Raw genomic sequence first — 26,968 nt, 5'->3', positions numbered from 1 at the left:
GTGCCGCTGCGGCGACCCCACCCGGGTCTGGTGCGGATCGAGGAACGGCTCGGCTTCCGCCCCGACGTCGAAGGGCTACGCGCCCTGGCTGTGCTGCCCGTGCTGTGTTACCACGGTCAGGTCCCCCACGCCGCTGGCGGGTTCGTCGGGGTCGACGTGTTCTTCGTCGTCTCGGGGTTCCTCATCACCAGCTTGCTCGTGCGGGAGGCCGAGGTCACCGGTCGGATAAGCCTGGCGGGATTCTACGCGCGCCGGGCCAGGCGCATCCTGCCGGCGGCCTGCGTCGTCCTGGTGTTCGTCACCGTGGCGAGCTGGCTGACGATGCCGCCGCTGCGCCAGGCGGAGACGGTGCACGACGTCGCGGCGGCCTCGGTCTACCTGGTCAACTGGCGGTTCATCTCGAACCAGACCGACTACCTCGCCAGCGGTCGGGACCCCAGTCCGGTGCTGCACTTCTGGTCGCTCAGCGTGGAGGAGCAGTTCTACCTCGTCTGGCCGCTGCTCCTGCTGCTCGTCGTACTGTTCGCCCGGCGCGTCACGATGTCGCTGGCCGCCGTCGCGGTCCCGGTCACGCTCGGGCTCGTCGCCCTGTCGTTGACGCTGTCGCTGCACTGGACCCTGGTGGAGACGCCGGTCGCCTACCTGAGCTCGCCGACCCGGGCGTGGCAGTTCGGCGTCGGTGCGCTGGTCGCCTTCGCCGCGCCGACGCTCGCCAGACTCGACCGCGGCCGTACCGTCACCGGGCTAAGGATCGTGCTCGGCTGGGCGGGGTGCGTGGCGGTGGTGACCGCCGTCGTCAGCTACGACAGCGTGACGGTCTACCCGGGCACGGCGGCCTTGTTGCCCACCTTCGGCGCGGCAGCGGTCATCGCGGCGGGTACCGGCGTCCGCCCGGGACACCGCAGCCTCCGGGCGGGTGCGGGCCGGTTGTTGGGGACCAGGGTGCTGACCGTCATCGGAAGCCGGTCGTACAGCCTGTACCTGTGGCACTGGGCCATGCTCGTCCTGGTCGAGGCGCGGGTGGGAGACCTGAGCTGGCAGACGCGCATGGCAGTGGTCGCGGCCTGCGCCGTGCCGGCCGAGCTGTCGGTGCGGCTGGTCGAGCGTCCGGTGCGGCTCTCGGCGGTCGCGGCGTCGGGCTGGCGTCGTGGCCTCGCGATCGCCGTCACCGCGACGTTGCTGCCGGCCGCCACCGGCATGCTGGTCGGCACCGATGCGTTGCAGCGGATGCGGGGCGGTGACCGGGACGCGGTGGCGGTGCTGCCGCACCTGCCCGCGGCCACGGTGGTGCGTGACCCGTTCGACCAACCCGGCGGCCTGTTGAGCGGCCCGGTGACGCCCGCCCCCTGGTCCGCGTACGACGACCTGCCGCGGCTTCCGGACGGCTGCATGGCAAGTCCCCGCCAGACCACGAGCCCGCCCTGCCAGCTGAACACCGACGGCGCCACCGGCCGGGTGGTCCTGTTGGGGGACTCGCACGCCGCCCAGTGGTTCGGGGCGGTCTACCACGTGGCCCGCGGCAGCGACTGGTCGGTGGAGGTGCTGACCAAGGTCGGCTGTCCGTTACCCGCCATCTCGGTCCGCAGCGAGCAGCTCGGCCGGGAGTTCACCGAGTGCGACACCTGGCGGGAGAACACGTTTCGCCGGCTCGCCGCGGAACCAAAGCCAGACGCGATCTTCCTGAGTACGTACAACCGGTACACCGGCGACGAAGAAAAGGTTGTGGCGGGATGGCGGAACACGATCGCACGGCTCGCATCCCTGGGTGCTCCGCTGGTCTACATCGTCGACACCCCGAATCCACCGGGAGACATTCCGGCGTGTATTTCCGGCGCAATCGACAACTGGCGGTCGTGCTCGTTCCCGCGGGATTCCGGACTGCCCCGCGACCCGCTGCTGCAGGCGGTCGTCGAGGGCCGCGAACCAGCGGTCAGCGCGGTCGACCTGAACGTCATCCTGTGCCCGGGGACCGGGCCCTGCCCGGCTGTACGGGGCAGCGTACTGCTGTACCGCGACGACTCCCACATCACGAACACGGCAGCGGTCATGCTCGGGCCGGCGCTCGAACACGCGCTGGTCACCAGCGTACAGCTGCCGTTGCGGGGACCGCGGCTCCAGTCAAGCCAGACCGCGGGCACACCGCGTTCCTGACTTCGGTCCCGGTGGAATCCGGGCACCGGGTAGCCTCGCGAACGAGATGCGCCATGGCCGCATTTCAGGACTTCTGTACACTTTTCAGGCATTGTTCGGCGGACGTACCAGCCAGACGGCCGGGGTACCTGGTGGGGAGGCGCTGATGCGACGGCGGTCTGCCGTCTGCCTGATGATGGCGGCGAGCGTACTGGTTTTCGCCTGCAGCTCCCCCGGCGACGGCCCGTCGCTGAAACCCGCATCCCCGAGCGGCGCCGCCCGCGGCGGCTCGGCGCCGCCGCGGGCGGCCGTCGAAACCGTGTTCAGGACCCGTCCGCAGTTCGGCGTCACGGTGCCCGGCATCAGCCAGGCGTCGCTGGGCGAGGTTGCACGCACGACGGCCTGCCCGCCGGCGATGGCCCAGTTCTTCGTCTCCGTGACCCATGGCCTGGACCCGACGGTGCTCGGCGCGGTGCCGGTGACACCGATCGTGACGGTCGAGCCGTGGAACCCGGACAAGGGGGTCAACCAGAGCGACTTCACGCTCGACAAGACCATCGAGGGCCGGTGGGATGACCACTACCGGGCCATCGCGATGGTAGTGAAGAAGTACGGACGCCCCGTCCTGATCCGGTTCGCCCACGAGATGAACGGCTACTGGTACCCGTGGGCGTCGGTCGGCTCGAACACCCCGGCGCTGTTCGTGGCGGCGTGGCAGCACGTGGTCGGCCTCTTCCGGGACGCCGGCGTCACGAACGCACTGTGGGTGTGGTCGCCGAACGTGCTCCGCGGGACGTCGGGAACGCCGCTGGCCGAGTACTACCCCGGCGACAAGTGGGTCGACCTGATGGGTCTGACAGGGTACGGCGTGCAGGAGAGCTCCGCCGCGCAGACGTACGGCCCGTCCATGGCCCAACTGGCCACGCTGTCGACCAAGCCGGTCCTGCTGACCGAGGTGGGCGCCCAGCGGGACCAGTACAAGACCAGCTGGATCGCCTCGTTCGGCAGTTGGCTGCAGAGTCACCCCCAGGTGGTGGGGTTCGTCTGGACGGCGATGAACATCAAGGACGGCGTGAAGGGTGACTGGCGGTACGACGACTCGGAGGCCGACCTCGCCGCCTTCCGGGCGAGCCTGCTCGCCGGGAGGGTCGCCTGCTGACCGCCGCGAGGAGCGTTCCGGAGTCGGCCGGCCAGCCGGGTCCGGCGGCCCGTCACCGTCGCGGCAGCCGTCGCGGCAGCCGTCGCACCATGGTCGTTCTCGCCGTGGGCGCAGCCGTCGTCGCCTGTGCGCTGGTCCACGCGGTGAACCTCGATGGCTGGCCCGGCCGGTTCAACGAGGACGAGGGCACATATACCGCGCAGGCCTACGCCCTGCGGTACTGGGGCCGACTGGCGCACTACACCTACTGGTATGATCATCCTTTCGGCGGCTGGGCCCAGATCGCGGCGTACGCCTGGGTGACCGACGCCTTCGGCCGCGGCGCTACCGGCGTGAGCGCCGCGCGCGAGTTCATGCTCTGGGTGCACGTCGCGAGCTGTGTCCTGGTCTACCTGTTCGCCCGCCGGCTGGACGTGCGCCGACCGTACGCGGTGACGGCCGTCGCGCTGTTCTCGCTGTCACCGCTGGCGCTCTGGTCCCAGCGGATGGTGTTCCTCGACAACATCATGGTGATGTGGCTGTTAGCGGCGTTGGTCATGGCTGCGGCGCCCAGACGGCGAGTGCGGACTGCCGTACTGGCGGGACTCGCGGTAAGCGTCGCGTTCTGGTCCAAGGAATCCGCTCTGGTGTTCCTGCCCGGTGTCTACCTGATGGTGTGGATCAATCACCGGCGGCGCAACCTACGCGCCGCGAACCTCGGATTCGCCGCCGCGGCCGTGGCGGGCCCCGGGGCGTTCGTGGTGTTCGCAGCCGCTCGTGGCGAGCTGCACCAGTTGCGCCGGTCGGTCGAGTTCCAGCTGTTCACCCGGCAGTCCAGCGGCAGTGTGCTCGACCGCGGCAGTTCGGCGTGGAACCTGGTCGGCTTCTGGCTCGGGCTCGATGCGGTCCTGCTCGCCGCCGGCCTCGTGGCGGCGGTCGCCGGGCTGCTGGTGCCTCGGCTTCGGGTGCCGAGCGTGCTGCTGGTGAGCCAGGCACTGCTCCTGCTCCGGGAGGGGTACCTGCCGTACCCGTACGTCGTCGGTATGCTGCCGTTCGCCGCACTCTGCGTAGCGGGGTTGGCCGACCACCTTCATCCCCGGCCCGGGCCTGCCACCACAACCGCCCGTCTTCGCCTCGCGGCGGTGGCCTCGGTCGTCGTGGCCGGGCTGGCGGTGCTGCCGTGGCAGTGGGGACCGGTCCTGGTCGACGCGGCCTCCCGGGACGACAGTCTCCCGAGCCGGGAGGCGTCCGCCTGGTACCTCGACCACGTCCCCCCTGGCCGAGTGACGATCACGAACGATTACGCGTGGCTCGACCTGCTACGCGGAGGTACCAGGCCGATCTGGCACTGGAAGATCAACGATCAGGCCGTACGGGCGAGCCTCCCGAACGGCTGGCGCGACGTCGACTACGTCATCCTCGACGCCTGGATGGCCGAACCGGCGACGTTGCACCGGCTCCCGCTGCTGGCCGGCGCGCTGGCCCATGGCGTCAAGGTGGCTTCGTTCGGCGCCGGCCCGACAAAGGTGACGATCTACCGGGTCGTCCCGGTCGTCGAGACGCCGGGTGGCGCAGCCCGTGTGGGCCGAGTGGGGATGCGCCATTGACGGGCCTGGAGTTGAGGTCACTGGGACGAACACTGAGGTCACGGAGCCATCCCCCTCGGTAGCCCCTACCTGCTGTTGCTCCGCGACGCCCCGGACCGGTGACCTTCCGCACGCCCCTTGACCGTCACCAACGTTGTTGGCTAGCGTCGGCTAACGGAGTTAGCAGCCACCGACGACAACCAGGTCGAACGACCGAGGAAGCGGATATGACATCGAATCTGTTCTACCGCGGGCCCGGCATCGCCGAGCTTCACGACGAATACGCCAAGAAGCGCGTGCCAATCGTGGAATGTCCCGTGATCGCGACTGTGACCGCCTCGATATCGCCGTCTGTTCCCAGGACCTCTTCGGGATCGAGACGGCTCAGGATCTGCCCGGCCCGGACAAGATCGGCCCCGCCGTTATCCTCGGCGGCGATCTCCGCCAGCAGGCCCGCCACCACGTCGTACTCGCCGGCCAGGCGGCCCGCGGCGTGCAGCGAGCGCAACCGGTCAAGCGGTGGGGGCGTGGCGGGCCCGGGCGGCACGTCAACGCCCCCGCCCGCAACAGCGATTTTCTCCCCGACTGTCACCACGGATGGCTCCTCACCTACGTCACCGGCTCACGACCATGCCCGCGGCAGCGACCCTCTCCACCTCCCGCGACGCCAAATCATGGAAGGGTCGGCTAACGAACCGCTTGTTCCAGCAGGTAGGTACAGCGGCGGAAGAGTGGTCCGTCGTGGTGGAGCATCGTGGTGGAGCATCGTGGTGGAGCATCGCCACGATTGTTACTTCAACCGGAATGTCCGAGTAGTGGACAAGGCCGGGTCGCCGGGCCGAAGCCGCAGCTCCCCGAGCTCCGGTAACAGGACTGCTGCCGCGACCGTGCGCTCCCGCCGGACGTCGCCGTTGTCGGGCACCCGGATGGGTGGGGCGGACAGCAACGCGAGGTGCTCCTCGGGCTCCTTCCCAAGGGTCGCGAGCACCGCCGTGGCAGCCTCAAGCCGGCGGACGGAGGAGTTGCGGGCGAACACGTTGATCTCGTCGTGGGGAACGAAGTCGGGATGGAGGAAGTGGTTGGTGTGGACGGTCTGCGGCGCTTGCACGGTCCGTAGCTCGTCACCGAGGATCTCCACCCAGACCGCCTGGGTGGCATCGCAGAGAGTCAGCGACCGGGAGCTGGCCAGCCGCAGGCCGCGGAGGACGTCGAGTGCTTCCTCGACGCTCGCCGCTGTGTCGAGCAGGTGCCGGATCGCCAGGTACGGGGGCAGACCTGCCCGCCAGTCGCCACCCAGGACGAGGTTGAGCCCGACCGCGAGGCCGCGGCTGTTGAGGCCGAGGTACCCGAGCAGGCCACCGAAGCTCAGCACGAGCGAACGGCCGATCGGCGAAGCCAGGTCGAGGACGGCGATCTGGTCTTCGAGGTCGCCGTTGAGGTCGACGGTCTGGGCGAGCAGCGGGCCGACGACCCGCGCGTAGGTGGTGCAGTCACCCGAGGTGGGGATCTTGGTGTAGCCGAGGATCTCGCGTCGAAGCTGGAGCAGCCAGGCCTCGTCCTCGTCCAGGCCCGCGCCGGACGCGAGCCCGGCGACCTCGGCCGCGAGCCGCGGTGTGGCGTGCTCGATCTCCGTACGGTACCGGGCGATCGTCGGACGGAGCCCGTCCAGCGTCACCGGGTCGGGCAGCAGCCGGCCGAGCCGGCAGACGTGGTCGTCCACGAACGACCGCAGCCGCCCCGCCAACGCCGCCCCGTGGGCCTTGCCCAGCTCCGACGGTTCCCCGTCCGCTCTGACCAGGACGGTCACGGGCGCACCTTCGGGTGCTCGGCGAGCGTCTTCTTCACGATCGGCCATTCCTCGGCCAGCACGCTGTAGTAGATCGCGTCGCGGCGGCGCCCGTCCGGCATGGGGTTGTAGCTGCGCAGCACCCCCTCCTCAACGGCGCCGATGTTGCGCAGGCCGCGCCGGGCCTGGGTGTTCAACACATCGGTCTTGAACTCCACCCGCAGCGCGCCCAGGCGCTCGAAGGCGTGCTCCAGCAGCAGGAACTTGGCCCACCGGTTGATCCCCGCGCCGCGGAAGTCACGGCCGAGCCACGACCAGCCGATCTCCAGCCGAGAGTCCGGCTCGGACAGGTTGCCATAGCTCATGCCGCCCGCGACCCGGCCGGTGCGCTTGTCGGTGACGACGAAGACACATCGCCGGCCGGCCCGATGGTCGGCGAGAGCGCCGTCGAAGAATGCCTCGAAGTCGGCGTCGGATGCCACTCGGGAGACGAAGTACCGCCAGATGCCCGGGTCGAAGGCGATCGCCCGCAGCGCTTCCCGGTCGGCCTCGGTGACGGGTGCGAGGCGGACGTGGTCGTTGTCCAGGACGGCCGGGCCGTCCGTGCGCCAGGCCACCGGTCAGGCCCCCGCTGGAGCGTGCCGGGACAGGATTTCCACACAGTCACGCAGGGTATGCATCCCGGCCAGATCGTCCTCGGTGAAATGGGCCATGTCGATGCCCGTGTCCCTGCACAGCGAGGTCAGGAACAGGACCTTGTTCAGCGAGGTCAGCCCGTAGGTACCGGTGAGGGCGGCAGCGGGCTCCAGGTCCTCGGGGGCGATGTCGATGGTCAGCACCGCGGCCAGGTTCTCCCGGACGGCGGTCTCGATGTCGGGCAGCACAGAGTCAGGCAGCACAGAGTCAGGCAGCACAGAGTCAGGCAGCACGGAGTCAGGCAGCATGGAGTCCCTTCCTCGGGTCGCCGAGCTGGCGCAGGTACACCGCTCGGATCTGCTTCCGCTTGGGTTTGTACTGAGATGTGAGCAGGCCGTTGTCGATGCTGAACGGCTCGTCGGCCACCACGGCCCGGTGGATGTACTGGTCACCGCCGAGCGCCCGGTTGGTGGCCGCGAGCTGTGCGGAGATGGCGGCGGTGTCCGCCGGCACCGACGCCGGCGAGACGACCGCCACCAGCTCGGTCTGGGCCGGGCAGTAGAGCACGCACTCCGCGATGGCCGGGCTGGCCTTCAGGTGCTCCTCGATCTGCCTGACGATGATCTTCTTACCGTTGTCCAACACGATCGTGTCGTCGGCACGACCGAGAACGAACAGGAAGCCGTCGGCGTCTAGGTATCCGAGGTCACCGGTGCGCACGGTGCCGTCGGGGCCGAAGACCCGCTCGGAGTCGCCGGGCTCGCAGTAGGCGTACCGCCCGTTCACCGGGTACTCGGCACGGACGCTGATCACCCCGTCATCGTCGATGAGCACCTGCTTGCCCGGCAGCACCCGGCCTACACTGCCCTCCCGGTGCGCGCCCGGGTGGTTCTTGGCCACGATGCACGTCTCGTTGAGGCCGTAGCCCTCGTAGATCGGCAGGCCGAGCCGGTCGAAGAACGCGAGGGTGGCGGGATCGGCGGGCGCCGAGCCCGTCCAGAGGTAACGGATGCGGTCGCCGAACAGGTCGCGGGCCACGTCGGCGAGGTCCCGGCCGGTGCGCTGGGCGCGGCGCTCGATCTGGCTGCGGGCGCCTTCGAAGAAGCCGGGCACACCCATGACGACAGTCGGCCGTACCTGGGTGAGTGCGACAAACGCCGCCTCGTAGGTGCAGACCGTGACGTCGTGGCCGTGCAGCAGAGCCGAATACACCCAGTAGCGCTGCTGAAGCAACGACAGCGGCAGGAACACCAGCAGATTGTCGCCGGGGCCGTGGCCGAACATGCCCTGGACGGCGTCCAGCGAGCTGTCGATGCTGCCGACGGTGGCGCCCAGGCCCTTGGGCGTGCCGGTGCTTCCCGAGGTGAACTTGATCGTGGTGACCTCGTCGGGGGCGTACCTGACCGGCGGCGGGGGCACGTCGGGCAGGTCGTCGAGCAGGTCGTCGAGCAGGTCGTCGAGCAACGCCGCGAGTTGCTCGACACCGGATTCGTCGGACGGCCGGTCGGTGAACAGGAGGGAGAGGCCGTAGCGGTCCATGAGTTCGCGGGTAGGCGCGAACTTGCCCGGTTCCAGGCCGGCGGTCTCGACCTTGAGCCGCAGGGCGGCCAGGTCGAGCACCACCCACTCGAGGCTGTTGGCGGCGAGGATGCCGATCCGGTCGCCCGCGCCGAGGCCGCGGGCGCGCAGCCTGGCCGCGACCAGGCCGGACAGTCGCCAGACCTCGGCGAGCGGGACCTCGCGGGTGCCGGCCAGCCTGGTGATGTACAGCGTCCCGCGGTCCGGGGTGGACGCCAGGAGTTTGTTGATCATGACAGGCTCCTGCTGGTCGGGCGGAAGAACGTGGTGTGGGTGAGGGTGACCTTGCTGCCCGGCGGGATCAGCTCGACCGTGCTGGGCCACTGGTCGGGCGCCGGCTGGCCGAGGGCTTCGGCCAGCCGGACGGCGAAGCGCGGCATGACCGGCGCGGCGCCGTGCGCGAGCAGTGCGGCGGCGGCCAGCTCCAGTGCGGTGGCCGTGCGCACCTCGTCCGGCATGCCGCCGGCCCGCGCCAGCACGCGTTCCCGGCGGCTGAACCGGAGCGCGTCGGCCACCAGGGCGTCCAGTTCGGCGGCGGCCTGGTTGAGCGAGAACCCGCCGGGCCGCAGGCTGGCGGTGAGCGCCCCGAGCCGGGCAGCGAGCTGGCCGAGGAACCCGGCGTGCTCGGGGGTCCAGTTGCCGGCGTCGGGAGCCACCCCGTCGTAGTGGTCGGCCACGTGCTGGCCGAGGTCGTTCAGCCAGGCCTGCCAGGTACCGATCAGGGTGGTCGCGAGTGTGTGCTCGTAGGCGTCGAGCTCGAAGTTCGTTCGCTGCGCCTCGGGGCGGCTGCGGGCGAGGAAATAGCGCACGGCGTCCACGCTGCCGGCGTCGAGGATCTGCTTGCCCCAGATGGCGTGCCGGCGGCCGGTGGAGAACTTCAGGCCGTCGTAGAGGAAGAACTCGTTGACGTGGTAGTCGATGTCCGGCGTCCAGCCGGGCAGGGCGAGCTGGTAGAGCACCGGGTAGAGAATCGCGTGGTAGAAGCTGTTGTCGTAGCCGAAGAAGTGGACGATCTTCCAGTCGTCGGTCGGCTCGGCGGCCGTCCAGTCGCGGCCGGTGCGCTCGCCGAGCTTCTGGATGCCGTGCAGGAAGCCGAAGGCCATCTCCGGCCATACCCAGATCACCTGGCCGGCGCCGTTCGCCTCGTGCGGGGTGATGCCCCAGTCGCTGGGGTGGCTGACCGGGATGTCGACCCGCTCCCGGCGGAACAGTCGTGCGGCGAGCTCCCGTAGCCGGGCCGGGACGCGGCCCCGGCGGTGATGGTCGAGCACCGTGCCCGCGTACTCATGCAGCGGCAGCACGTAGCGGCGGACCGTGCCGGCAGTGGGTGCCTCGCCGGAGGGCTTGGCGACCGGATCGGCCAGGTCGACCACGGTGTTCGGCTCGCCGCACTCCTCGCAGATGTTGCCGCCGGTGATCTCACCGCAGCCGGGGCAGCCGCCGCGGACGTCGACCTCGTAGAGGTATTGGCCGGTTTTCGGGTCGAACAGCGCGGGGCCGTCGCTCGGGGCGATCGCGCCGGAGCCGACCAGCCTGGTGAAGAAGTCCTTCAGCGCGGGGACATAGCTGGGGTCGGCGTTTGTGACGGTGTACTGGTCGAGCGGGATGTCCATCAGGCGCAGGGTTTCCGCGATCTCGGCGCTGTAGTGCGCGGCCGTTTCGGCGTTCGACCTGCCTTCCCGGCGAGCGCAGTCGACCACGTAGGACTGGAAGTCGTCGCTGCCGGTCAGGTGCCAGATGTTGGCGCCGTTCATCCGTTGGAACCGGACGTAGGCGTCGGCACCCAGATACGGGCCGGAGAGGTGGCCGAGGTGGAGGTCGCCGTTGGGGGTGGGCGGCGTCGAGAAGACGAACACCGGGCGGTCGCCGTGCTCGCTGGTCACTGGGGTGGCCGAGGACACCGCGCGGGCGCCGTCGCGCCAGTACTGGGTGAGGAAGACCAGATCCTGATCCCCGGTGTTCTCCACGACGTGAGCCTCGAACGGCTCGAACAGGACGACGGTGCCCGGCGCGACCGGGTGGCGTTCGGAGCCCACGACGAACTCGCCGCGGCCGGCGACGATGACGATCAGCTCGGTTTCGTCGTGCCGGTGGTGCGCCGAGGCGACGCCCGGTGCGACCCGGCCCCAGGCGGCGCCGGTGCCCAGCCCGTCGACCGAGACCATGTCGATCCCGAATGCTTCGGAGAGCGCGGCGGCGCCAAAGCGGTCGATGATCATGCGGTGTCCTTCTCGTCGAGCAGGTCGGCGGCCGCCGCTGCGATCGCGGGGGCCAGCCGGTAGCCGGAACCGCCCGCCGCGCCGGCGAACAGCACCCGGCCGTCGGCGGTGACCGGGCGCACGATCGGCGTACGGTCGGGGCTGTAGGCGTCGCAGAACACGCGGCCGGAGACACAGTACGGGCTGAGCTTCGGGGCGTAGCGCTCCAGGATCGCCCGGCCGCGGTCGAGGTCGTCGGCGGACAGCCCCCCGGTCAGCGCGTCCGGGGTGACGTCCCAGTCGGGTGAGGTGTAGCTGAACAGCCAGTGGCCGCGGTGGGCCAGCGGTAGCAGGAACGCGTCCTCGTCGTGGAAGACGGTCGTGCGGTCGCGAGGGGTGGCGGGTCGTTCGATGTGCAGGGCGACTACTTTCTTGATCCGGACGCCGAGCGGGGCAAGCAGCTCCGGCCAGGCCAGCCAGGGACCCGGTGCCAGCACGACGCGGCCGGCGGTGAGCCGGGCACCCGTGCTCAGCGTGAGGACGACGCCGTCCGGTGCGGACCCCACCGCGGTGACCGCGGTGCCCTCCCGAAACGCCGCGCGGTCGCGGAGCCGAGCGGCCAGGAGTTGGGTGAGCGCTCCAACGTCGGCGTAGTGGGCGCCGTCGCCCTCCCAGCCCTGGTCGGCCGGACGCAGCCGCGCTTCGGGGAGGTAGTGCTCCCGGACGGCGGCTTCGTCGGTGCTGACCACGGTCAGGCCCACCGGGTGGATCGGCACCTGTGGGTCTCGCCGGCGCAGGTCCTCGTACCAGCGATGGCTGTAGGCGGCCAGCGCCCGCACCCGTGGGGTGGCACCGCGCGGGAAGTGCAGGCCGGCGGAGAACCGGGACACTCCGCCGCCAACCAGTCCCCTGTCGATCACCGTCACCCGCCGGTGGGGCGCGCGGGCCAGTGCCTCGGTGGCCACCAGGCAGCCGACCACTCCGGCACCGACCACCACGACGTCGGCGTCCACATGATCGCACGTCCTTTGGCCCAGGATTTTCCCGGAAAGAAAGGCCTCCGGGCGTGCAGCTTCGCCATAATCGCACGCCCTTTGGCCCAGGATTTTCCCGGAAAGAAAGGCCTCCGGGCGTGCAGCTTCGCCATAATCGCACGCCCTTTGGCCCAGGATCGTTCCGGAAAGAAAGGCCTCCGGGCGTGCAGCTTCGCCATAATCGCACGCCCTTTGGCCCATTAGCGGGCCCCTGTCTTGGGTGACCACTCGACGAACGCCGGCTCCTGTCCCCTGCTCCGGACGCCGCGGATCCGGTCGACGATCCGCTGGCTGCGCCAAGCGGTGAGGCTGAGGTTCGGGTCGGCGAGGCCGCGCTGCGTGCGGACGGCATTTTGCAGGAACAGGTTCCGGTCGGCCGGGCCGTCCCAGTTGGCGGCGAAGTCGGCGTCCACCTGATACTCGTCGTCCTCCCGCGCCAGGCGTTGCTCCAGGGGTGCCAGGAAGTCCATCCGGGCCGGCTGGAACCCGGTGGCCCAGATGATCACTTCGGCCTCGAAGATCTCCAGGCCGCCGGCCAGGTCGTTGTGCTGGACGGAGATGCTCCAGCCGTCCGGCGAGCACGCCTCGACGCTGACCACCTCGCGGTTGGGGTAGAGCCCGGTGAGCTGCGGGGCGCCCGTGATGAACCGGTGGACGTAGATCTGCTGATAGATTTCCCGGGCGGTGGACTCGGAGATGCCGTCGCTGGTCAGCACCTGCTGGCTGTTGAAGTCGGCCCGTACGGCCAGGTCGAGCTCGGCAAAGTAGTCGGAGTGGCAGGGCATGTAGAACTCGTTGGTGAACGGCGAGTCGTCGATCGGGAAGTAGTTGCGCCGGCGGGACAGCCACGACACCCGGTGCGGCAGTTCGCTGTCGGGCCGGGAGATCAGGTCGAGGAACGCCTCGGCGCCGGACTGGCCGCCGCCGATCACCGCCACCCGCTTGTCGCGCAGGCGGACGGCTTTCGACCTGAACTCGCTGACGTGGAACTGAGTGCTGCCCAGGTGCGGGCGGGCGAACATCGGCACCCACGGCACGGTGCCGACGCCGACCACCACGTTGTCGGCGAGGAGAGCGCGCTTGTCGGTCTGCACGACAAACGCGTCGCCGGTGAAGTCGACGGCCTGCGCCTCCTCGCCGAACACAACGTTCTCGTTGCGGCTGCAGGCCCAGCCGAGGTAGTTACGGAACTCCTCGCGGGGCACTTTTTCGAACTGTGCGTTGAGGTAGTGGTAGATTCGCCCGCGGTCGTGGAGATAGGCTATGAACGAGAATGGACTGGTCGGGTCGGACAGGCTCACAAGGTCCTTGAACAAGGACACCTGGAGGGTCGCTCCAGGGATGAGCTGATCGTCGTGCCAGGTGAATTCCGCCTTCCTGTCGATGACCAGGTTCGGCATCCCTGGGTCACCGTGCAACAGGGCTGCCAGGCTCAGGTTGGCCGGTCCGGCCCCGATTCCGACACAGCGGTACCGCGGAGACTTACTCCCCATGAGAAGAGCTCGCTTTCAGCGTTCGGACAGACGAACTTACATTCGCTCGTGAAACCGGCCGCGCGGGCCCAGGGCGTCAGCGATGGCGAGGCGCAGCACCTCGGAGGCGCCCTCGTAGATCCGCAGCGACCGGATCTGCCGGTACAGCCGCTCCGGCAGGCTGTCGTGCACCAGCCCGGCCGCGCCGTAGACCTGCACGGCCGCGTCCACGACCTGCTGGGCGGCCTCGGTGGCGTACAGCTTCGCGATGCTGGAGTGCCTGGCCAGCGGGGCGCCCCGGTCGGCCTCCCAGGCGGCCCTGGCCACCAGGAGGGCGGCGGCGTTCAGCCGTACCTCGACATCGGCGAAGCTGGCCTTCACCGTCGGCAGGTCGAACAGCCGCCTGCCGTACGCGGCCCGTTCCCTGGCCCTGGCCAAAGCGGCGTCGGCGGCCCGGCGGGCGAAGCCGAGCGCCGCGGCGCCGACGGTGAGGCGGAACCGTTCGAGCAGCTCCATGGCCACGACAAACCCGCCGCCGCGGGGGCCCAGGACGGCGTCGGCCGGGACCCGGCAGCCGTCGAACTCCAGCCGGGCGATGTCGCGTTCGGCCACCATGTCGATCGGCTCGATCCGCAGGCCCGGGGTGCCGGCCGGGACGAGCAGCGCGGTCAGGCCCAGCGCGGCCGGGCCGTCACCGGTGCGGGCCACCACGCAGAAGACGTCGGCGCCCGCGGCGCCGGCGATCCACATCTTGTTCCCACCCAGGACGTACTGCGCGCCGTCCGGCACGGCGCGCAGGGCGAGCGCGGCGACGTCCGAGCCGGCCTGCTCCTCCGACAGCGCGAACGCACCTGCCAGCTCGCCGCGGGCCATGCCGGGCAGCCAGCGCCGCTTCTGCTCGTCGGTGCCGTGGCGCTGGATCGGCCAGGCGGCCAGGACCTGGATCGAGAACGCGAAGTCGGCCAGGTCCTCGGTGTAGGCCAGGGCTTCCCTCGTCAGACACAGGCTGCGCAGGTCGGCGGGCTCCAGCAGCCCCGCGGCCCCCAGCTCGCGCAGCACGCGGGCGCCGTACTTCGCCGGCGCGCCGGTCCGGGCTGCCGCCGCCAGATCGGCGCGGGTGTCCCAGAACCTGCCGAGCGCCTCGGCCAGCTCGCGGTGTGGCTGCTCGTAGAACGGCAGCGCCACCAGCTCCGGGTCCAGGCTCATGCGGCGGCCCGCCCTGCCATCAGGCGCCTGGCCAACTGCGGCTCGACGAAGAACGCGAACGAGGCGTAGCCGCGCCACACCCGCTGCCAGGCTCGCTCGACGGCAACCGGGCCGGCAGTGCGGCCGACGTGGTCGAGGTAGCCGACGATCAGGTCGGTCGCCTGGCGGGCGTGGCCGGCCGAGACGTTGTCGATGGACAGATGCGCCGCCTCGTAGGCGATGTCGAAACGGTGGTGGCGCATCTTCTCCATCTCGTGCAGCCGCAGCTCGCCGAGGCCGAACATCTCTATCCCCAGGCTGTAGCCGAGGATCTCCTCGTAGCGGGAGTCCGGGAACAGCGCCAGGCTGAGCTGGTAGGTGGCGTACGGGTAGGTCAGGTCGGGCAGCTCGGCCTGGGTGAGGAACTCCTCCGAGCGCGGGTGCGGCAGGTGGATGTCCATGCTGGCCAGGGCCTGGTGGATCAGCGTGATGTGGTTCTTGGCGATGTCGCCGCGGCCCATCTCGTCGGCGTAGATGGCGAACAGCGGCCCGTCGCTGGGGCGGTGGAAGCGGCCGGTGTTGCCGATCCGGTGCATGCAGGCGCCATCGACGAGGTTGCCCAGCGCGAACCGCTTCTGGTTGTTGATCACGTTCTTCCTGGACGGGATGTCGGTCAGCGGCCGGAAGGGCTCGACGAGCTTCGTCCAGTAGAGGGTGTCCACCCGCTCCCACAGCGCCTCGGGGCTGTAGTCGAACCAGCTGGCGTCGGTGTAGCGTCCGGCGGCTCCCAGCTCGAACATCCCCTCGGCCTGGGCGAGCACCCGCTCGACGCGGCTGCGGGCGGCAGCCAGCACGCTGGGGAACCGCTCGACGTTGACCAGGCGGTACAGGAACTGGCGCTCGTCGAGAGCCGGCGGCTCGGCCGCGAGGACGTCGCCGGGGTCGCCGGCCACGAGCGCGTGCTGCCAGGCAGCGGCACCCTCGTCGCCGGCGGTGCAGGCAGCCAGGTCGGCGCCGGGTTCCTCACCCGCGGCAACAGCGGCCGCCCACCGCTCGATCGTGCGCGCTTCGGCCGCGTCGAAGATTCCGAACATCGGCCCACCGAACGTGATCGCCCTGGTGAAGCGGCAACCGCCGGCCCGCAACGGCTTCAGCTGGCTGGAGGAGCGGAGCTGACGGATGAACGCCGCGGCGTCGAACACCGGGTCGGCGAACAGGTCGCGTAGCGGGGTACCGGAGATCTGCACCTTGTGGTGCTGGCGGCCCGCGTACGGTGCGTGCCTGGCGACGATCAGCGCCACTCTGGCGTCGAGTGACAGGCCCTGGTGCCAGCTCGCGAGCTCGTCGAGCATCGCCACGTGCGCGCTCTCCAGACGCACGACGAGCTGGATCGCCGCGAGCAGCCGCGCCCGGTCGGCCGGGCCGGTAGGCGACCGCTCGGTAAGCGCCAGATACTCCGCCAGCAGCGGCGCCGGACCGTACCCAGGTCCGTCCACACCGGATAGGCCGTCCACACCGGATAGGCCGTCCACACCGGATAGTGCGGCGTCGGTGCCCAGTGCCCGGAAGGCGCAGTGCACGCCGACCACCTCGGGCAGGAAACTGGCCGGCAGCCGGGACAGCGACAGGTAGAAGGCTGCCGTCACCACGGTGAGCGGCCGGGCCTGCGCCGCGGTCAGGAAGTCGGTGGCTGCCAGGTCAGGGAGCACCACGCCGTGCTCCGCCAGCAGCCGGCGGCGCTGATGGGCCAGGGTGCGCTCGGCCACGCCACGACCCAGCAACTCCAGCTGCTCGACGCCCAGCCGGTTGACGATCACGGCGGGTTGGGTTGCTGGCTGCGACACGGTGTCCAGCCAGCAGCCTTCGATCAGCGCGAGCGGGGCACGCTGCCGCAGCACCGCGGCCACAGTCTCGGCCGAAGCGGTGCGAAGCCGAGCGGCGACCCCCGCAATCGCCACGCGGGAGCCGGCCAGCTCGGCGAGCACCTGCTCCCGGTCCGGACCGGCCTCCCTGGCCAGACCGGCTTCCCTGGCCAGGGAAGCACTGTCCGGCAGGAACGCGGCGAGCACCCGGCGGGCGGCCACCAGCGTCGCCTCGGACTCCTGCTCGACCAGCAGCTGGCGGTACAGGGCGGCCGGCGGCCCGGCCACGGCCGCGGCTGCCTCGGCGGCTGCGGCCGGGCTGCACTCGAACGGTCCCAGCGGCAGCGAAGTCGTCAGGTCGGTCATGCGGCTTTGCTCCTCGCGGCCAGGTGAGCGGCGAGTCCGTGCATCTTCCCGGTGGCCTCGAACGCCTGGCCGCGGCAGTTGAGGTGCAGCCTGTCGCTGCAGTAGATGCCCGCGTCGGCGCAGAGCGGATGGTCGGTGAACGAGACGAAGATCGCGCCGTACTCCTGGGACACCTCCCGCGTGATCCGGGTGACGATCCTGGTCGCCTTGCCGAACATCTCCCCGTACTTCTCGGAGACGATGCCCGCCTGGCTGATATCGAGCATCCCGATGGTGAGGATGTCGGCACCGGTCATCCTGACCCTGGAAACGATCTCGGTCAGCTCGGCGCGCACGGTGACCGGATCGAAGCCCGGCCTGATGAAGTCGTTGCCGCCGCCGGAGAGGAACACCAGGTCGGGCCTGAAATCCAGGGCCGGCTGCAACTGCGTCTGGCGGATTTCGGTCAGCGTCAGATCGCGTTTGGCCAGCCGAATCTCGTCGAGGTCAGGGTGAATGCGGTGCAGCACGGCACTGATCCGGTCCACCCAGGACAGATCCTGGTAGCCGGGCACAGCTTCGCGTATTCCGGTCGAGATGCTGTCACCGATCACCGCGATCCGCTTCCACGGCGCGCCCGCCAGCAGCTCCACACCGGCTTCGGTGGAGATGACGTACGGGTCGGTGTCCTCGGTCAGTTCGGTCATCCCTCGTCCTCGCAGTCGTCGTCGCCGTCGTCGGACCCGGCGCCGACGGCTATGACCGCGGACACTTCCCGCTGCCGAGTGGCAAACTCCAGCCTGGCGATTTCGTCGGCGATCCGCTCGTCCTCGGCGCTTATCTCGGCCCCGTCGACCCGGCTGAACCCGAGGACGCCCAGCTCACGCAGGCTCTCCTGCATCCTGGGGCCGAACAGGTTGATGTCCTTCAGCGTTGGGACAATCCGGGTGAACACCCGGCGCCGGAATTCGCGCTGGGCGGGCGAGCGGTTGGCCAGCGCGATGCATTCTTCGGCGCCGTAGTCGAGTTTGCGCCACATCTCCTCGCCGACGAACCGGTCCTTGAGCACCCAGCACGCCTCGACCGCGAAATCCTCCCGCTCACGCAGTTCGGCGGTGCTGAGCTGACTGTAGTAGTCGCGCAGTGCCAACCGTCCGAACGCGACATGACGCGCCTCGTCCTGCAGCACGTAGGCGTTGAGCGCCTGCGCCAGCGGATCGCGCATCCGGTCGCGCTGGATGCTGAACGCCGCCAGCGCCAGGCCCTCGATCATCACCTGCATGCCGAGGTAGGTGATGTCCCATCGGCTGTCACCGATGATCGCCTCAAGCAGGCCGCGCAGACCGGTGGAGATCGGGTAGTGCACTTTGATCTTTGCCTGCAGCATGCGCTGGTACGCCTCGACGTGCCTGGCCTCGTCCATCACCTGCGTGGCGGCGTAGAACTTCGAGGCGATGTCCGGCACGGCCTGGACGACCTTCGCCGAGCACACCAGGCCGCCCTGCTCACCGTGTAGAAACTGGGAATAGAGCCACCCGGCTATGTGCTGGCGGACGGTGGTCCGCTCCGCCTCCGGCAGGCGCTCCCACACCCGCGTCCCGGCGATCCAGATGAACTCGTCGGGCAGGCCGAGCGGGTTGTCCGGGTCGACGTCGTGGCTCCAGTCCAGCTGCGTCTCGGCGTCCCACTGGCGCTGCTTGCCGCGGGAGTACAGGTTCAGCATCTGCTCGGTGCCGGCGTCGTAGTCCCAGGTGAACAGCGCGTCCCCGCCGAGCGGAACGGCCCAGCCACCAGCCAGCTTCGCCATCGTGCCTGACTTCATGACCACTCTCTTCAGGTCTCTTCAGATCTCTTCAGGCTCGGCTGACGACAGCGCGCCGAAGACGTGAGGACACGGCCCCGAAGGCCCACGCCGCAGGCGGCGTGCCGTCCGGCCGCAGGAACAGCGCGGCCGACTCGGCCACGGCGCACGGCAGCAGGCGGTTGAACCGGCTGCCACGGCAGGCCGCCCGGAACTCCGCCCCGCCGTCCCGGCCATGCTCGGCCGCGAGGTAGGCGAACGCCGGGTCCAGGGCGCGCCACTGACCGTCGAGGTGGACCTCGCACCAGCCGTGATCGTTGCCGACGAGGCCCAGCAGGAAGCCGCGGCGGGCCCGCGCCTGGAATCCTTCGGCCCGCAGCCGGTCGGCGAGGACCCTCCCCGCCACGACGCAGTCGGCGACACCCAGATCCCAGGACCGTCGGTGGTCGGTGCGCAGCGGCTCGGCGATCGCCTGATAGCGCACCGCGCCGCTGTCGAAGGCACCGAGGACGTCGTCGAACGCCGCGCGGATCCGGCGGTCGGCGATGTCGAAACGCTCGCCGGTGAGCCGGACGCGCACCTGGTACGGATCGACCTGATAACCCTCGGCGACGACCGGCCGCGGCAGATCGGCAGCCGGGTCGTCCAGGAGCTCGACGCCCTCGGCGTCCAGATCCGGGATCGCCACCTGGAAGGTCTCACCGGTGGGTGCCCGGTGTACCGCAACCGTCCAGTCCAGGGGCACGAACCAGCTGTCCGGCTCGGCCGCCACGAACCGCATGAGCAGCCGCCTGGCCAGTTCGGGCACCGTGGTGCCGGTGCCGGAGTGCAGCGCCGCGTTGGCGACGTCGGTGTAGTCGAGCAGGCCGTCGACCTGCCGCAGGCCGAGCGCGACGATCCCGGCTTCGTCGGTGCACAGCACGGTGGCTGCGTCGGCGAGGGTGGTGTCGAAGACGGCCAGGTCCGGCGGGGTCGGCTCGAAGCGGAGTCTCACATGAGTTCCTTGATGAGCTCGGCAAGGTCACGCGCGGTAACTGCCGCGAACGGGACGTCGTCGGGAATCGCCACACTCAGTGCGTCCTCGAGATCCACCACCACGCTGAGGATCACCACCGACTCGATCTTCGGTAGCAGGTGCATGGGGAGATCCAGGTCGATGTCGGCCTTGTCCATCTGCAGCCGGTTGGCCAGGGCGGTGGCCACCGCGTCCTCGACGGTCTGCATACTCATGAGGCGTCCTTCACGGTCTTCTGGTAGAGGTCCCTGGCGGCTTGGCGGCGAACCTTGCCGGAGCTGGTGTGCGGGATGGAGCGGACGGGCACGGGGTGCACGAACGCCACCCCGGGGCCGAGCTCAGCGGAGATGGCCGCCTCGACGGCACTCGTCAGAGCGGCGGCCTCCGCACCCTCGAGCGGCGTCTCGACGAGGACCGCGAGGTGCTCGAAGCCGCCGTCCCTGGCCTGGAGGGCGGCGCAGGCCCGGACGTCGAAACCCTGGACGCGGCACGCGATCTGCTCAACGTCTTCGGCGTAGTAGTTCTGACCGCGGATGATTGCCATGTCCTTGAGGCGGCCGACCAGGAACAGCTCGCCCTCGGCCTCGAACCCGAGGTCGCCTGTGCGCAACCAGCCGTCGGAGGTGAAGGGCTGTTGGTCGGCGGGCAGCCCGAGGTAGCCGCCCATCACGGCCGCGCCACGGATCTGGACCTCGCCGACCTGACCGGCACCCGGGGCGTCGATCCGGAAGGCGATGCCCGGCGCCGCCGAACCGCAGGCGACGACCTCACGGGCGTTGTCGGCCTCCGGGGCGACGCGGGCGACCTCGTCGCCCGGCGCGAGGGCGAACCGGTCGACGGTGAGGTGCCACGGCAGGTCCTTCGGCTTCGCCCAGCTGACGACGAGCGTGGCTTCGGCCATGCCGTAGCACGGAAGCATCGCCTCGGGCCGGAACCCGTACGGGCCGAACACCCGGTTGAATGCCTCCAGCGTCGACCACTGCACGGGCTCGGCGCCGTTGCAGGCGGCCCGCCACCCGGACAGATCGAGTCCGTCGGGAGCGCCGCCGGCTTCGACCGCGTCGACCATGCGCTGATAGGCGAAGTTGGGCATGGGCAGCACGCTGGCGCCGGACGCCGCCGCGCCAGCCAGCCACCCGCGGGTGTCCCGGAGGAAGTCGGTGGTGCGCCAGAGGTTGACCGAGCAGCCCCTGGCCAGGTGCGCGAGCATGCCGAACAGGCCCATGTCGTGGAACAGCGGCAGCCAGATGCCGATCTCGTCGGTCTCGGTCAGGCCCAGGCCGTCGGCTATGGCCGCCAGGCCGGCCAGGATGGTGCCGGCGGTCAGCGCGACGCCCTTGGGCGCCGAGGTGCTACCGGAGGTGTACTGGATCACCGCGAACTCGTCGGCCGGGTTCTCACCGACCGGCCCGGCCGGCTCGGGTACCTCCGTGATCTCGGGTACCTCCGTGATGTCGTCCAGCCGGACGTTCGGCAACGTTCCGAGCCGGCTGAGCAGGTGCGCGCTCTGGCCGTCCACCAGCAGGGTCTCCAGCTCGGCGTCCTCGATGACGCGGCGCAGGTGCTTCTGGTAGCCCTCGCTGCTCCCGAACGCCACGGGGAGGGCGATGGGCACCGCGGCAGCCCCGATCCGGAAGCACGCGAGCAGCCCGCGCAGCCAGGGTTCGCCGTTGGCCATCAGGATGCCGACGCGACGCCGGCCGGCGATCACTGTTGCCGTCCGCTCGGCGTCGGCCAGCAGTTGCGTGACGGGTACGGATCGTCCCTCGAACGGCAGGTGCAGTGCCGTCTTCGGGCGGGCGTTGGTGCCTACCGCATCCCAGAGCGCGCTCACCAGGTCTCCCCCTTGCCCGAATAAACGAAATAATGCCCCAAATCGGGAGATTGACGGAATCAATGGAAGCGAAACACAAGTTACGTCAGAGCGCAAGAAGGTTACTAATCTTCAATCAATCGTTCGATTTCGACGATCTTTGCCGTGTTCCTTGAACCGGTATCTGGGTGTGCGGATCTGGTGTGCGCGACCCGTGTCGGGTACGCGTGGGGAAAGCGGCGCTTCGCTCGCGCCGTGTCACCCAGGGCGCCGCGAGCCACCTCACAGCACGGCTACAAGCCGTCACCGATCACAACGTAGCGCGATCTCTGCGCGGCCCTGGGAGTTCGGGTACCCGTTCGCGCTCGGCCTGATGGCCTTGGTGTCCATTATGCCGTACGTGATCTTCAGGCGGCGGCGGTGGCCGTGACCAGCGCGCGGAGAACGAGGGCGTCGGCTGGCCCACGTAGCGTGAGGTTGCCGCCGGTGTGGATCGCGCAGCCCGCTCCGACTGCCTCGATCAGCTGGTCACGTATCGCCCCGCAGGCTCGTGAGCGGCGGCTCGTACGCGGAAACTGGGACGTATGGCGAGCGGCAGACTGCGGATCTACCTCGGCGCGGCGCCCGGGGTGGGCAAGACCTACGACATGCTCTGTGAGGCTCAGCGGCGCAAGGCACGCGGAACGGACGTCGTGGTCGGGCTGGTGGAGACCCATGGGCGACCGCGGACCGCCGCGTTGCTGGACGGATTGGAAATCATGCCCCGCCGCACGGTCTCCTACCACGGTGCCACCTTTACCGAGATGGACGTGGATGCGATCCTGGCCCGCGCGCCAGCGGTGGTGCTCGTCGACGAGCTGGCGCACACGACCGTCCCGGGGTGCCGGAACGCCAAGCGCTGGCAGGACGTCCACGAGCTGTTGAACGCGGGCATCGACGTGCTGTCGACATTGAACATCCAACATCTGGAGTCACTCAACGACGTCGTGGAAAGGATCACCGGAGTCCCGCAGCGGGAGACCGTGCCGGACGCAGTGGTACGCGCCGCCGAACAGGTCGAACTGGTCGATATGACACCGGAGGCGCTGCGGCGGCGGATGGTCCACGGCAACATCTACGGCCCGGACAAGGTCGACGCCGCGCTGGGCAACTACTTCCGGGTCGGCAATCTGACCGCGCTGCGGGAGTTGGCGCTGCTGTGGCTGGCCGACAAGGTGGACGAACAGCTCGATCACTACCGCACCGAGCACCAGATCTCCGGCATCTGGGAGACGCGGGAGCGGGTGGTTGTCGCACTGACCGGCGGCCCTGAGGGCGACACGCTGATCCGCCGGGCGGCGCGGATCGCGGATCGCGCCAAGGGTGCGGACCTGCTCGCGGTCCACGTCACCCGATCCGATGGCCTGGCCGGTGCGTCGCCCGCGCACCTGGCCCGGCAGCGGGTGTTGGTGGAGAGCCTGGGCGGCAGCTACCACCAGGTGGTCGGGGACGACATTCCCATCGCGCTGCTTGAATTCGCCCGAGCGGAGAACGCGACCCAGCTCGTGCTAGGCGCGAGCCGGCGCGGCCGGCTGGCCCACATGATCGACCCTGGTATCGGCGTCACGACAACGAAACTGTCCGGGCCGATCGACGTGCACCTGGTCACCCATGAGGAGGTGGGCAAGGGGCGGCTGCTGCCCCGCCGGGCCCGTGGGCTGACCCTCCGGCGGCGGCTTGCCGGTGTCCTGGCCGCGGTCGTGCTGCTGCCGCTGCTGACCCTTGCGTTGACGCACCAGCGGACCGGTCTCAACCTGACCAGCAACGTGCTGGGGTTCCTGATCGTGGTGGTCGCTGTGGCGCTGGTGGGCGGCCTGCTGCCGGCACTGCTGGCCGCGGTCGGCGGCTTGCTGCTGCTGAACTACTACTTCATCCAACCAGTACACCGCTTCATCGTCGCTGAGAGTAACAACGTTCTCGCGCTCCTGGCGTTCCTGGCGGTTGCGGTGATGGTGAGCAGCGTGGTCGACCTGGCCGCCCGGCGGACCAGCCAGGCGGTACGCGCCACCGCGGAGGCGGAGATGCTCTCGACCCTGGCCGGGAGCGTGCTGCGCGGCGAGCAGGCGCTGCCGGCGCTGCTCACGCAGGTGCGGGAGACGTTCGGGCTGACCTCGGTCGCCCTGCTCGAACGCGCGGCCGAGGGCGGTCAGAACGGCGCCCGCAAGGCAGACCGCCACGGCTGGCGGGTGGTCGACAGCGCCGGGCCCGACCCATGCCTGCGGCCGGACGAGGCCGACACGGAGGTACCGGTCAGCGAGAACCTGACGTTGGTCCTGCGGGGCCGGCCGCTGCCCGCGGCGGACCGCCGGGTACTCACCGCCTTCGCCGCGCAGGCCGCGGTCGCCCTCGAACAGCGACGGCTGGCCCAGGTGGCAGCGGAAGCCGGGCCACTCGCCGAAGCGGACCGCACCCGCCGCGCCCTGCTCACTGCCGTCAGCCACGACCTGCGCAGCCCGCTCGCCACGGCCTCGGCGGCAGTCGCGAACCTGCGCGGCAACGAGGTCGAGTGGAGCGCCGAGGAGCAGGCGGAACTGCTCGCCACCGCTGAGGAAGCGTTGGACCACCTGGCCCGGCTGGTGGAGAACCTGCTCGACATGAGCCGGTTGCAGGCTGGACGCCTGAGCGTGTTCCCCGCCCCGGTCGGGCTCGACGACGTGATTCCCGGCGTGCTGCGCGACCTGGGCCCGGCGGCTCGCGACGTGGCTGTGACGGTCCCGGACGACCTTCCGCTGGCCTACGCCGACCCGGCGCTGCTGGAACGGGTGATCGCCAACCTGCTGTCCAACGCGGCCCGCTACTCACCCCCGGGCCAGCCCCCGCTGATCACCGCCAGTGCGTTGCGCGACCGGATCCAGCTGCGGGTCATCGACCGCGGGCCTGGACTGCCCGCGGAGGACCGTGACCAGGCGTTCACGCCGTTCCAGCGGCTGGGCGACACCGACAACGCCAGCGGCATCGGGCTGGGCCTCGCGCTCTCCCGAGGCCTGACGGAGGCGATGGGCGGCACCCTGACACCGGAGGACACCCCCGGCGGGGGCCTGACCATGGTGGTAGCGCTGCCGGTCGCGACGGTCGGCGATTCTACCCAGCCGGCGGACGGTGCGGCCTGAGATCGCGGGACGGTCAACAGACAACGAGGTCATAGTTTGACAACAAGGTCATGACTGGATAACAAGGTCATGGTTGGAACCGGTAGCCCATGCCTGGCTCGGTGATGAGGTGGCGGGGCTGTGCCGGGTTGAGTTCAAGTTTGTGGCGCAGCCGGCCGATGTACTGGCGCAGGTAGTGGCTCTGCTCCTTGGGTGCGGGCCCGCCGGCCCGGGGCAGCAGATCCCGGTGGGTCAGTAGCTTTTCGGGGTGGCGGACCAGGACGTCGAGCAGGTGCCATTCCGTGGGGGTGAGCCGGACCTCGGCGGGGCCGTCCGGGCGGGCGCTGTCGGGTTTGCGGGTGACGCGCCGTGCGTCGAGGTCGATCAGATAGTCGCCCAGGGCGACGGTGAGCGGTTCGGTGGGCGGCGGGGTGCGCCGGACGACGGCGCGCAGCCGGGCGAGCAGTTCGTCGACCCGGAAGGGCTTGGTGACGTAGTCGTCGGCACCGGCGTCCAACGCTGCGATCTTATCGCTGCTGCCGGCGCGTCCGGAGAGCACGATGACCGGGGCGGCGGTCCAGCCGCGCAGGGCGTGGATGACGTCAACGCCGTCGAGGTCGGGAAGCCCGAGGTCGAGCAGGATGATGTCGGGTTCGTGTTCGGCGGCGGCGGCGAGCGCGCGGCTTCCGTCCGCGGCGACGGTGACCTGGTAGCCGCGGGCGCGCAGGGTGATGTGTAGCGCGCGGAGCAGCCGTGGGTCGTCGTCCACCACGAGTACGCTGGTCACGCGTCGTCTCCCGGCAGTGAACCGAGCGGTACGGCGGGCAGGGTGCGAACCATCGTGAGGCCTCCGCCGGGGTGTCCTCGGGGCTGAGCGTTCCGTCCATAGCTTCGACCCGGGAGTTTGTCTGGGAAAGTGCCCCGGCCGCAGTGGGCGGTGCGCGGGACGGGTCCTGCGCACCGCCCCCGGGCCAGCGTCACCCGGGCCAGTCCAGCTACCTGGTCGTCCTGTCGAGGGCCAGGTTCAGGGTGAGGACGTTGACCGTGGGTTCGCCCATGAAGCCCAGCGCCCGACCGTCTTCGTGGTCGTGGACCAGCGCGTGGACCGTGGCCGGGTCGAGACCGCGTTCCTTCGCGACCCGGTTCACCTGCAGGTAGGCGTAGGCCGGGGAGATGTCGGGGTCGAGGCCGCTGCCGGAAGCGGTGACCGCGTCCGGCGGGACCGGGTTGTCCGTGCCCTTACCCGGCCCCTTGACCGGCGCAGTGACGCCGGCCGAGTAGTCCTCGCCGAACCTGGCGCACTCGACCTTGACGCCTTGGTACGTGGCGACGAAGGGCGCGGCCGGGCACTCCTCGTTGATGCTGACGACCCGGGTGACCGGTCCGGTGGTGCCGCCGGTCCGGAACACCGACAGGACCGCGCCGACGCCGTTCGCGGTGCAGAAGGGACGCCGGCCGTCGACCCCTTCCAGGTCACCGATGGCCTTGCTGCGGGCGCAGACCTGGGTGAGCAGGCTCTGGCTGCTTTCGTCCTCGTCCTTGGTGGCCGGGTCGTCGAAACTGTCGACGATGTTTTCCGGGCCGAGGTTGGACGCGGACGTCGACGTCGGGTCGTACCCGTCGCCGGCCGCCGAGGGGCGGGACTGGAAGTATTTGGGAATCGGGTTGCCCTTGTCGTCGGTGAACAGTTGGCCGATCTCGGCTGAGCCGACGATCTGGCCGCTGGCGTTCGTGACGAACGAGCCGTTCGCCTTATCCTTCAGCCCGGGAAGCTGCGCGATGGCCGTGATGACCAGCGGATAGGCGATGCCGGTCAGCACGGTCAGCACGAGCAGTGCGCGGAAGGCGGCGAGGTGCTGCCGCACGAAGGAGGGAAGTCGGGTCGCAGGCATGGTTACCGGGCTCCCGGGATGAACTGGATGACAAGGTCGATGAGTTTGATCCCGACGAACGGGATGATCAGACCGCCGACGCCGTAGATGTAGAGGTTGCGACGCAGCATCGCCGACGCGCTGGACGGGGTGTAACGGACGCCGCGCAGCGCCAGCGGGATCAGGGCGACGATGACGAGCGCGTTGAAGATGACGGCGGAGAGGATCGCCGACTGCGGGCTGTGCAGCCGCATGAGGTTGAGCGCGTCCAGCCCGGGGTAGATCGCCGCGAACATCGCCGGGATGATCGCGAAGTACTTGGCGATGTCGTTGGCGATCGAGAAGGTGGTCAGCGCCCCGCGGGTGATGAGCAGCTGCTTCCCGATCTCG

General features: G+C 70.0%; 21 protein-coding genes and 1 pseudogene. 4 read left to right on the top strand and 18 right to left on the bottom strand.

Features of this window, described 5'->3' with window-relative positions; genetic code table 11:
• The 3 genes from AC08OO_RS00845 to AC08OO_RS00835 all read left to right on the top strand — a co-directional run.
• Positions 1-2,151, top strand: a 2,151-nt coding sequence (locus AC08OO_RS00845; RefSeq protein ID WP_476618148.1) for an acyltransferase family protein, incomplete at its 5' end; no start/stop codon positions are given.
• A 145-nt stretch (positions 2,152-2,296) separates the two neighbouring features.
• Positions 2,297-3,289 carry a glycoside hydrolase family 26 protein gene (locus AC08OO_RS00840; protein ID WP_476609201.1) on the top strand — a complete coding sequence of 331 codons (993 nt, stop codon included), beginning with the start codon at positions 2,297-2,299 and terminating at the stop codon, positions 3,287-3,289.
• 89 nt (positions 3,290-3,378) lie between these two features.
• A complete protein-coding gene (locus tag AC08OO_RS00835) occupies positions 3,379-4,875 on the top strand; it encodes an ArnT family glycosyltransferase (protein WP_476609200.1) in 1,497 nt (498 codons plus the stop codon).
• 250 nt (positions 4,876-5,125) lie between these two features.
• Here AC08OO_RS00835 and AC08OO_RS00830 read toward each other — a convergent pair whose 3' ends face one another.
• The 15 genes from AC08OO_RS00830 to AC08OO_RS00760 form a co-directional block, all read right to left on the bottom strand.
• Positions 5,126-5,449: a hypothetical protein gene (locus AC08OO_RS00830; RefSeq protein ID WP_476609199.1), complete on the bottom strand. Its 324-nt coding sequence runs from the start codon at positions 5,447-5,449 to the stop codon at positions 5,126-5,128.
• A 195-nt stretch (positions 5,450-5,644) separates the two neighbouring features.
• On the bottom strand, positions 5,645-6,661 hold the full coding sequence (locus tag AC08OO_RS00825; protein WP_476609198.1) for a C45 family autoproteolytic acyltransferase/hydolase: 1,017 nt from the start codon (positions 6,659-6,661) through the stop codon (positions 5,645-5,647).
• Entirely contained in the window at positions 6,658-7,257 is a 600-nt protein-coding gene (locus AC08OO_RS00820; protein ID WP_476609197.1) for a GNAT family N-acetyltransferase, read from the bottom strand. The genes AC08OO_RS00825 and AC08OO_RS00820 overlap by 4 nt, the downstream gene beginning before the upstream one ends.
• A gap of 3 nt (positions 7,258-7,260) precedes the next feature.
• Positions 7,261-7,584 (bottom strand): acyl carrier protein, encoded by a 324-nt coding sequence (locus AC08OO_RS00815; protein WP_476618147.1) that lies wholly within the window; start codon positions 7,582-7,584, stop codon positions 7,261-7,263.
• The gene (locus AC08OO_RS00810; protein ID WP_476609195.1) at positions 7,574-9,088 is read right to left on the bottom strand and encodes an AMP-binding protein; all 1,515 of its coding nucleotides are present in this window, start codon (positions 9,086-9,088) and stop codon (positions 7,574-7,576) included. Before AC08OO_RS00810 ends, AC08OO_RS00815 begins: the two co-directional genes overlap by 11 nt.
• Positions 9,085-11,073, bottom strand: coding sequence for a class I tRNA ligase family protein (locus tag AC08OO_RS00805; protein WP_476609194.1), 1,989 nt, complete (start codon positions 11,071-11,073; stop codon positions 9,085-9,087). The genes AC08OO_RS00810 and AC08OO_RS00805 overlap by 4 nt, the downstream gene beginning before the upstream one ends.
• Positions 11,070-12,065 (bottom strand): NAD(P)/FAD-dependent oxidoreductase, encoded by a 996-nt coding sequence (locus AC08OO_RS00800; protein ID WP_476609193.1) that lies wholly within the window; start codon positions 12,063-12,065, stop codon positions 11,070-11,072. Before AC08OO_RS00800 ends, AC08OO_RS00805 begins: the two co-directional genes overlap by 4 nt.
• Before the next feature lie 221 nt (positions 12,066-12,286).
• Complete coding sequence (locus AC08OO_RS00795) at positions 12,287-13,579, bottom strand: lysine N(6)-hydroxylase/L-ornithine N(5)-oxygenase family protein (RefSeq protein ID WP_476609192.1); 1,293 nt, start codon at positions 13,577-13,579, stop codon at positions 12,287-12,289.
• A 36-nt stretch (positions 13,580-13,615) separates the two neighbouring features.
• Positions 13,616-14,764: an acyl-CoA dehydrogenase family protein gene (locus AC08OO_RS00790; protein WP_476609191.1), complete on the bottom strand. Its 1,149-nt coding sequence runs from the start codon at positions 14,762-14,764 to the stop codon at positions 13,616-13,618.
• A complete protein-coding gene (locus AC08OO_RS00785) occupies positions 14,761-16,971 on the bottom strand; it encodes an iron-containing redox enzyme family protein (RefSeq protein WP_476609190.1) in 2,211 nt (736 codons plus the stop codon). Before AC08OO_RS00785 ends, AC08OO_RS00790 begins: the two co-directional genes overlap by 4 nt.
• Positions 16,968-17,657, bottom strand: a complete 690-nt coding sequence (locus AC08OO_RS00780; protein ID WP_476609189.1) for an SGNH/GDSL hydrolase family protein — start codon at positions 17,655-17,657, stop codon at positions 16,968-16,970. Before AC08OO_RS00780 ends, AC08OO_RS00785 begins: the two co-directional genes overlap by 4 nt.
• Positions 17,654-18,772, bottom strand: coding sequence for a ferritin-like domain-containing protein (locus tag AC08OO_RS00775; RefSeq protein ID WP_476609188.1), 1,119 nt, complete (start codon positions 18,770-18,772; stop codon positions 17,654-17,656). The genes AC08OO_RS00780 and AC08OO_RS00775 overlap by 4 nt, the downstream gene beginning before the upstream one ends.
• A gap of 31 nt (positions 18,773-18,803) precedes the next feature.
• Positions 18,804-19,745, bottom strand: coding sequence for a transglutaminase-like domain-containing protein (locus AC08OO_RS00770; protein WP_476609187.1), 942 nt, complete (start codon positions 19,743-19,745; stop codon positions 18,804-18,806).
• Positions 19,742-19,981: an acyl carrier protein gene (locus tag AC08OO_RS00765; RefSeq protein WP_011437665.1), complete on the bottom strand. Its 240-nt coding sequence runs from the start codon at positions 19,979-19,981 to the stop codon at positions 19,742-19,744. Before AC08OO_RS00765 ends, AC08OO_RS00770 begins: the two co-directional genes overlap by 4 nt.
• On the bottom strand, positions 19,978-21,600 hold the full coding sequence (locus AC08OO_RS00760) for an AMP-binding protein (protein ID WP_476609186.1): 1,623 nt from the start codon (positions 21,598-21,600) through the stop codon (positions 19,978-19,980). Before AC08OO_RS00760 ends, AC08OO_RS00765 begins: the two co-directional genes overlap by 4 nt.
• 563 nt (positions 21,601-22,163) lie before the next feature.
• On the opposite strand from AC08OO_RS00760, the gene AC08OO_RS00755 reads away from it, so the two are divergent.
• A complete protein-coding gene (locus AC08OO_RS00755) occupies positions 22,164-24,728 on the top strand; it encodes a sensor histidine kinase (RefSeq protein ID WP_043591703.1) in 2,565 nt (854 codons plus the stop codon).
• Between the two features lie 67 nt (positions 24,729-24,795).
• Here AC08OO_RS00755 and AC08OO_RS00750 read toward each other — a convergent pair whose 3' ends face one another.
• From AC08OO_RS00750 to AC08OO_RS00740, 3 genes and pseudogenes are all read right to left on the bottom strand, one after another.
• On the bottom strand, positions 24,796-25,494 hold the full coding sequence (locus AC08OO_RS00750; RefSeq protein ID WP_043591701.1) for a response regulator: 699 nt from the start codon (positions 25,492-25,494) through the stop codon (positions 24,796-24,798).
• Between the two features lie 208 nt (positions 25,495-25,702).
• Positions 25,703-26,599, bottom strand: coding sequence for a potassium-transporting ATPase subunit C (locus AC08OO_RS00745; protein ID WP_011437669.1), 897 nt, complete (start codon positions 26,597-26,599; stop codon positions 25,703-25,705).
• 2 nt (positions 26,600-26,601) lie between these two features.
• Positions 26,602-26,968, bottom strand: a pseudogene (locus AC08OO_RS00740) (potassium-transporting ATPase subunit B); the annotation flags it as partial.

The organism is Frankia sp. CeCAU1 (assembly GCF_977971845.1).
This window is presented reverse-complemented; position numbering and strand designations above follow the sequence as displayed.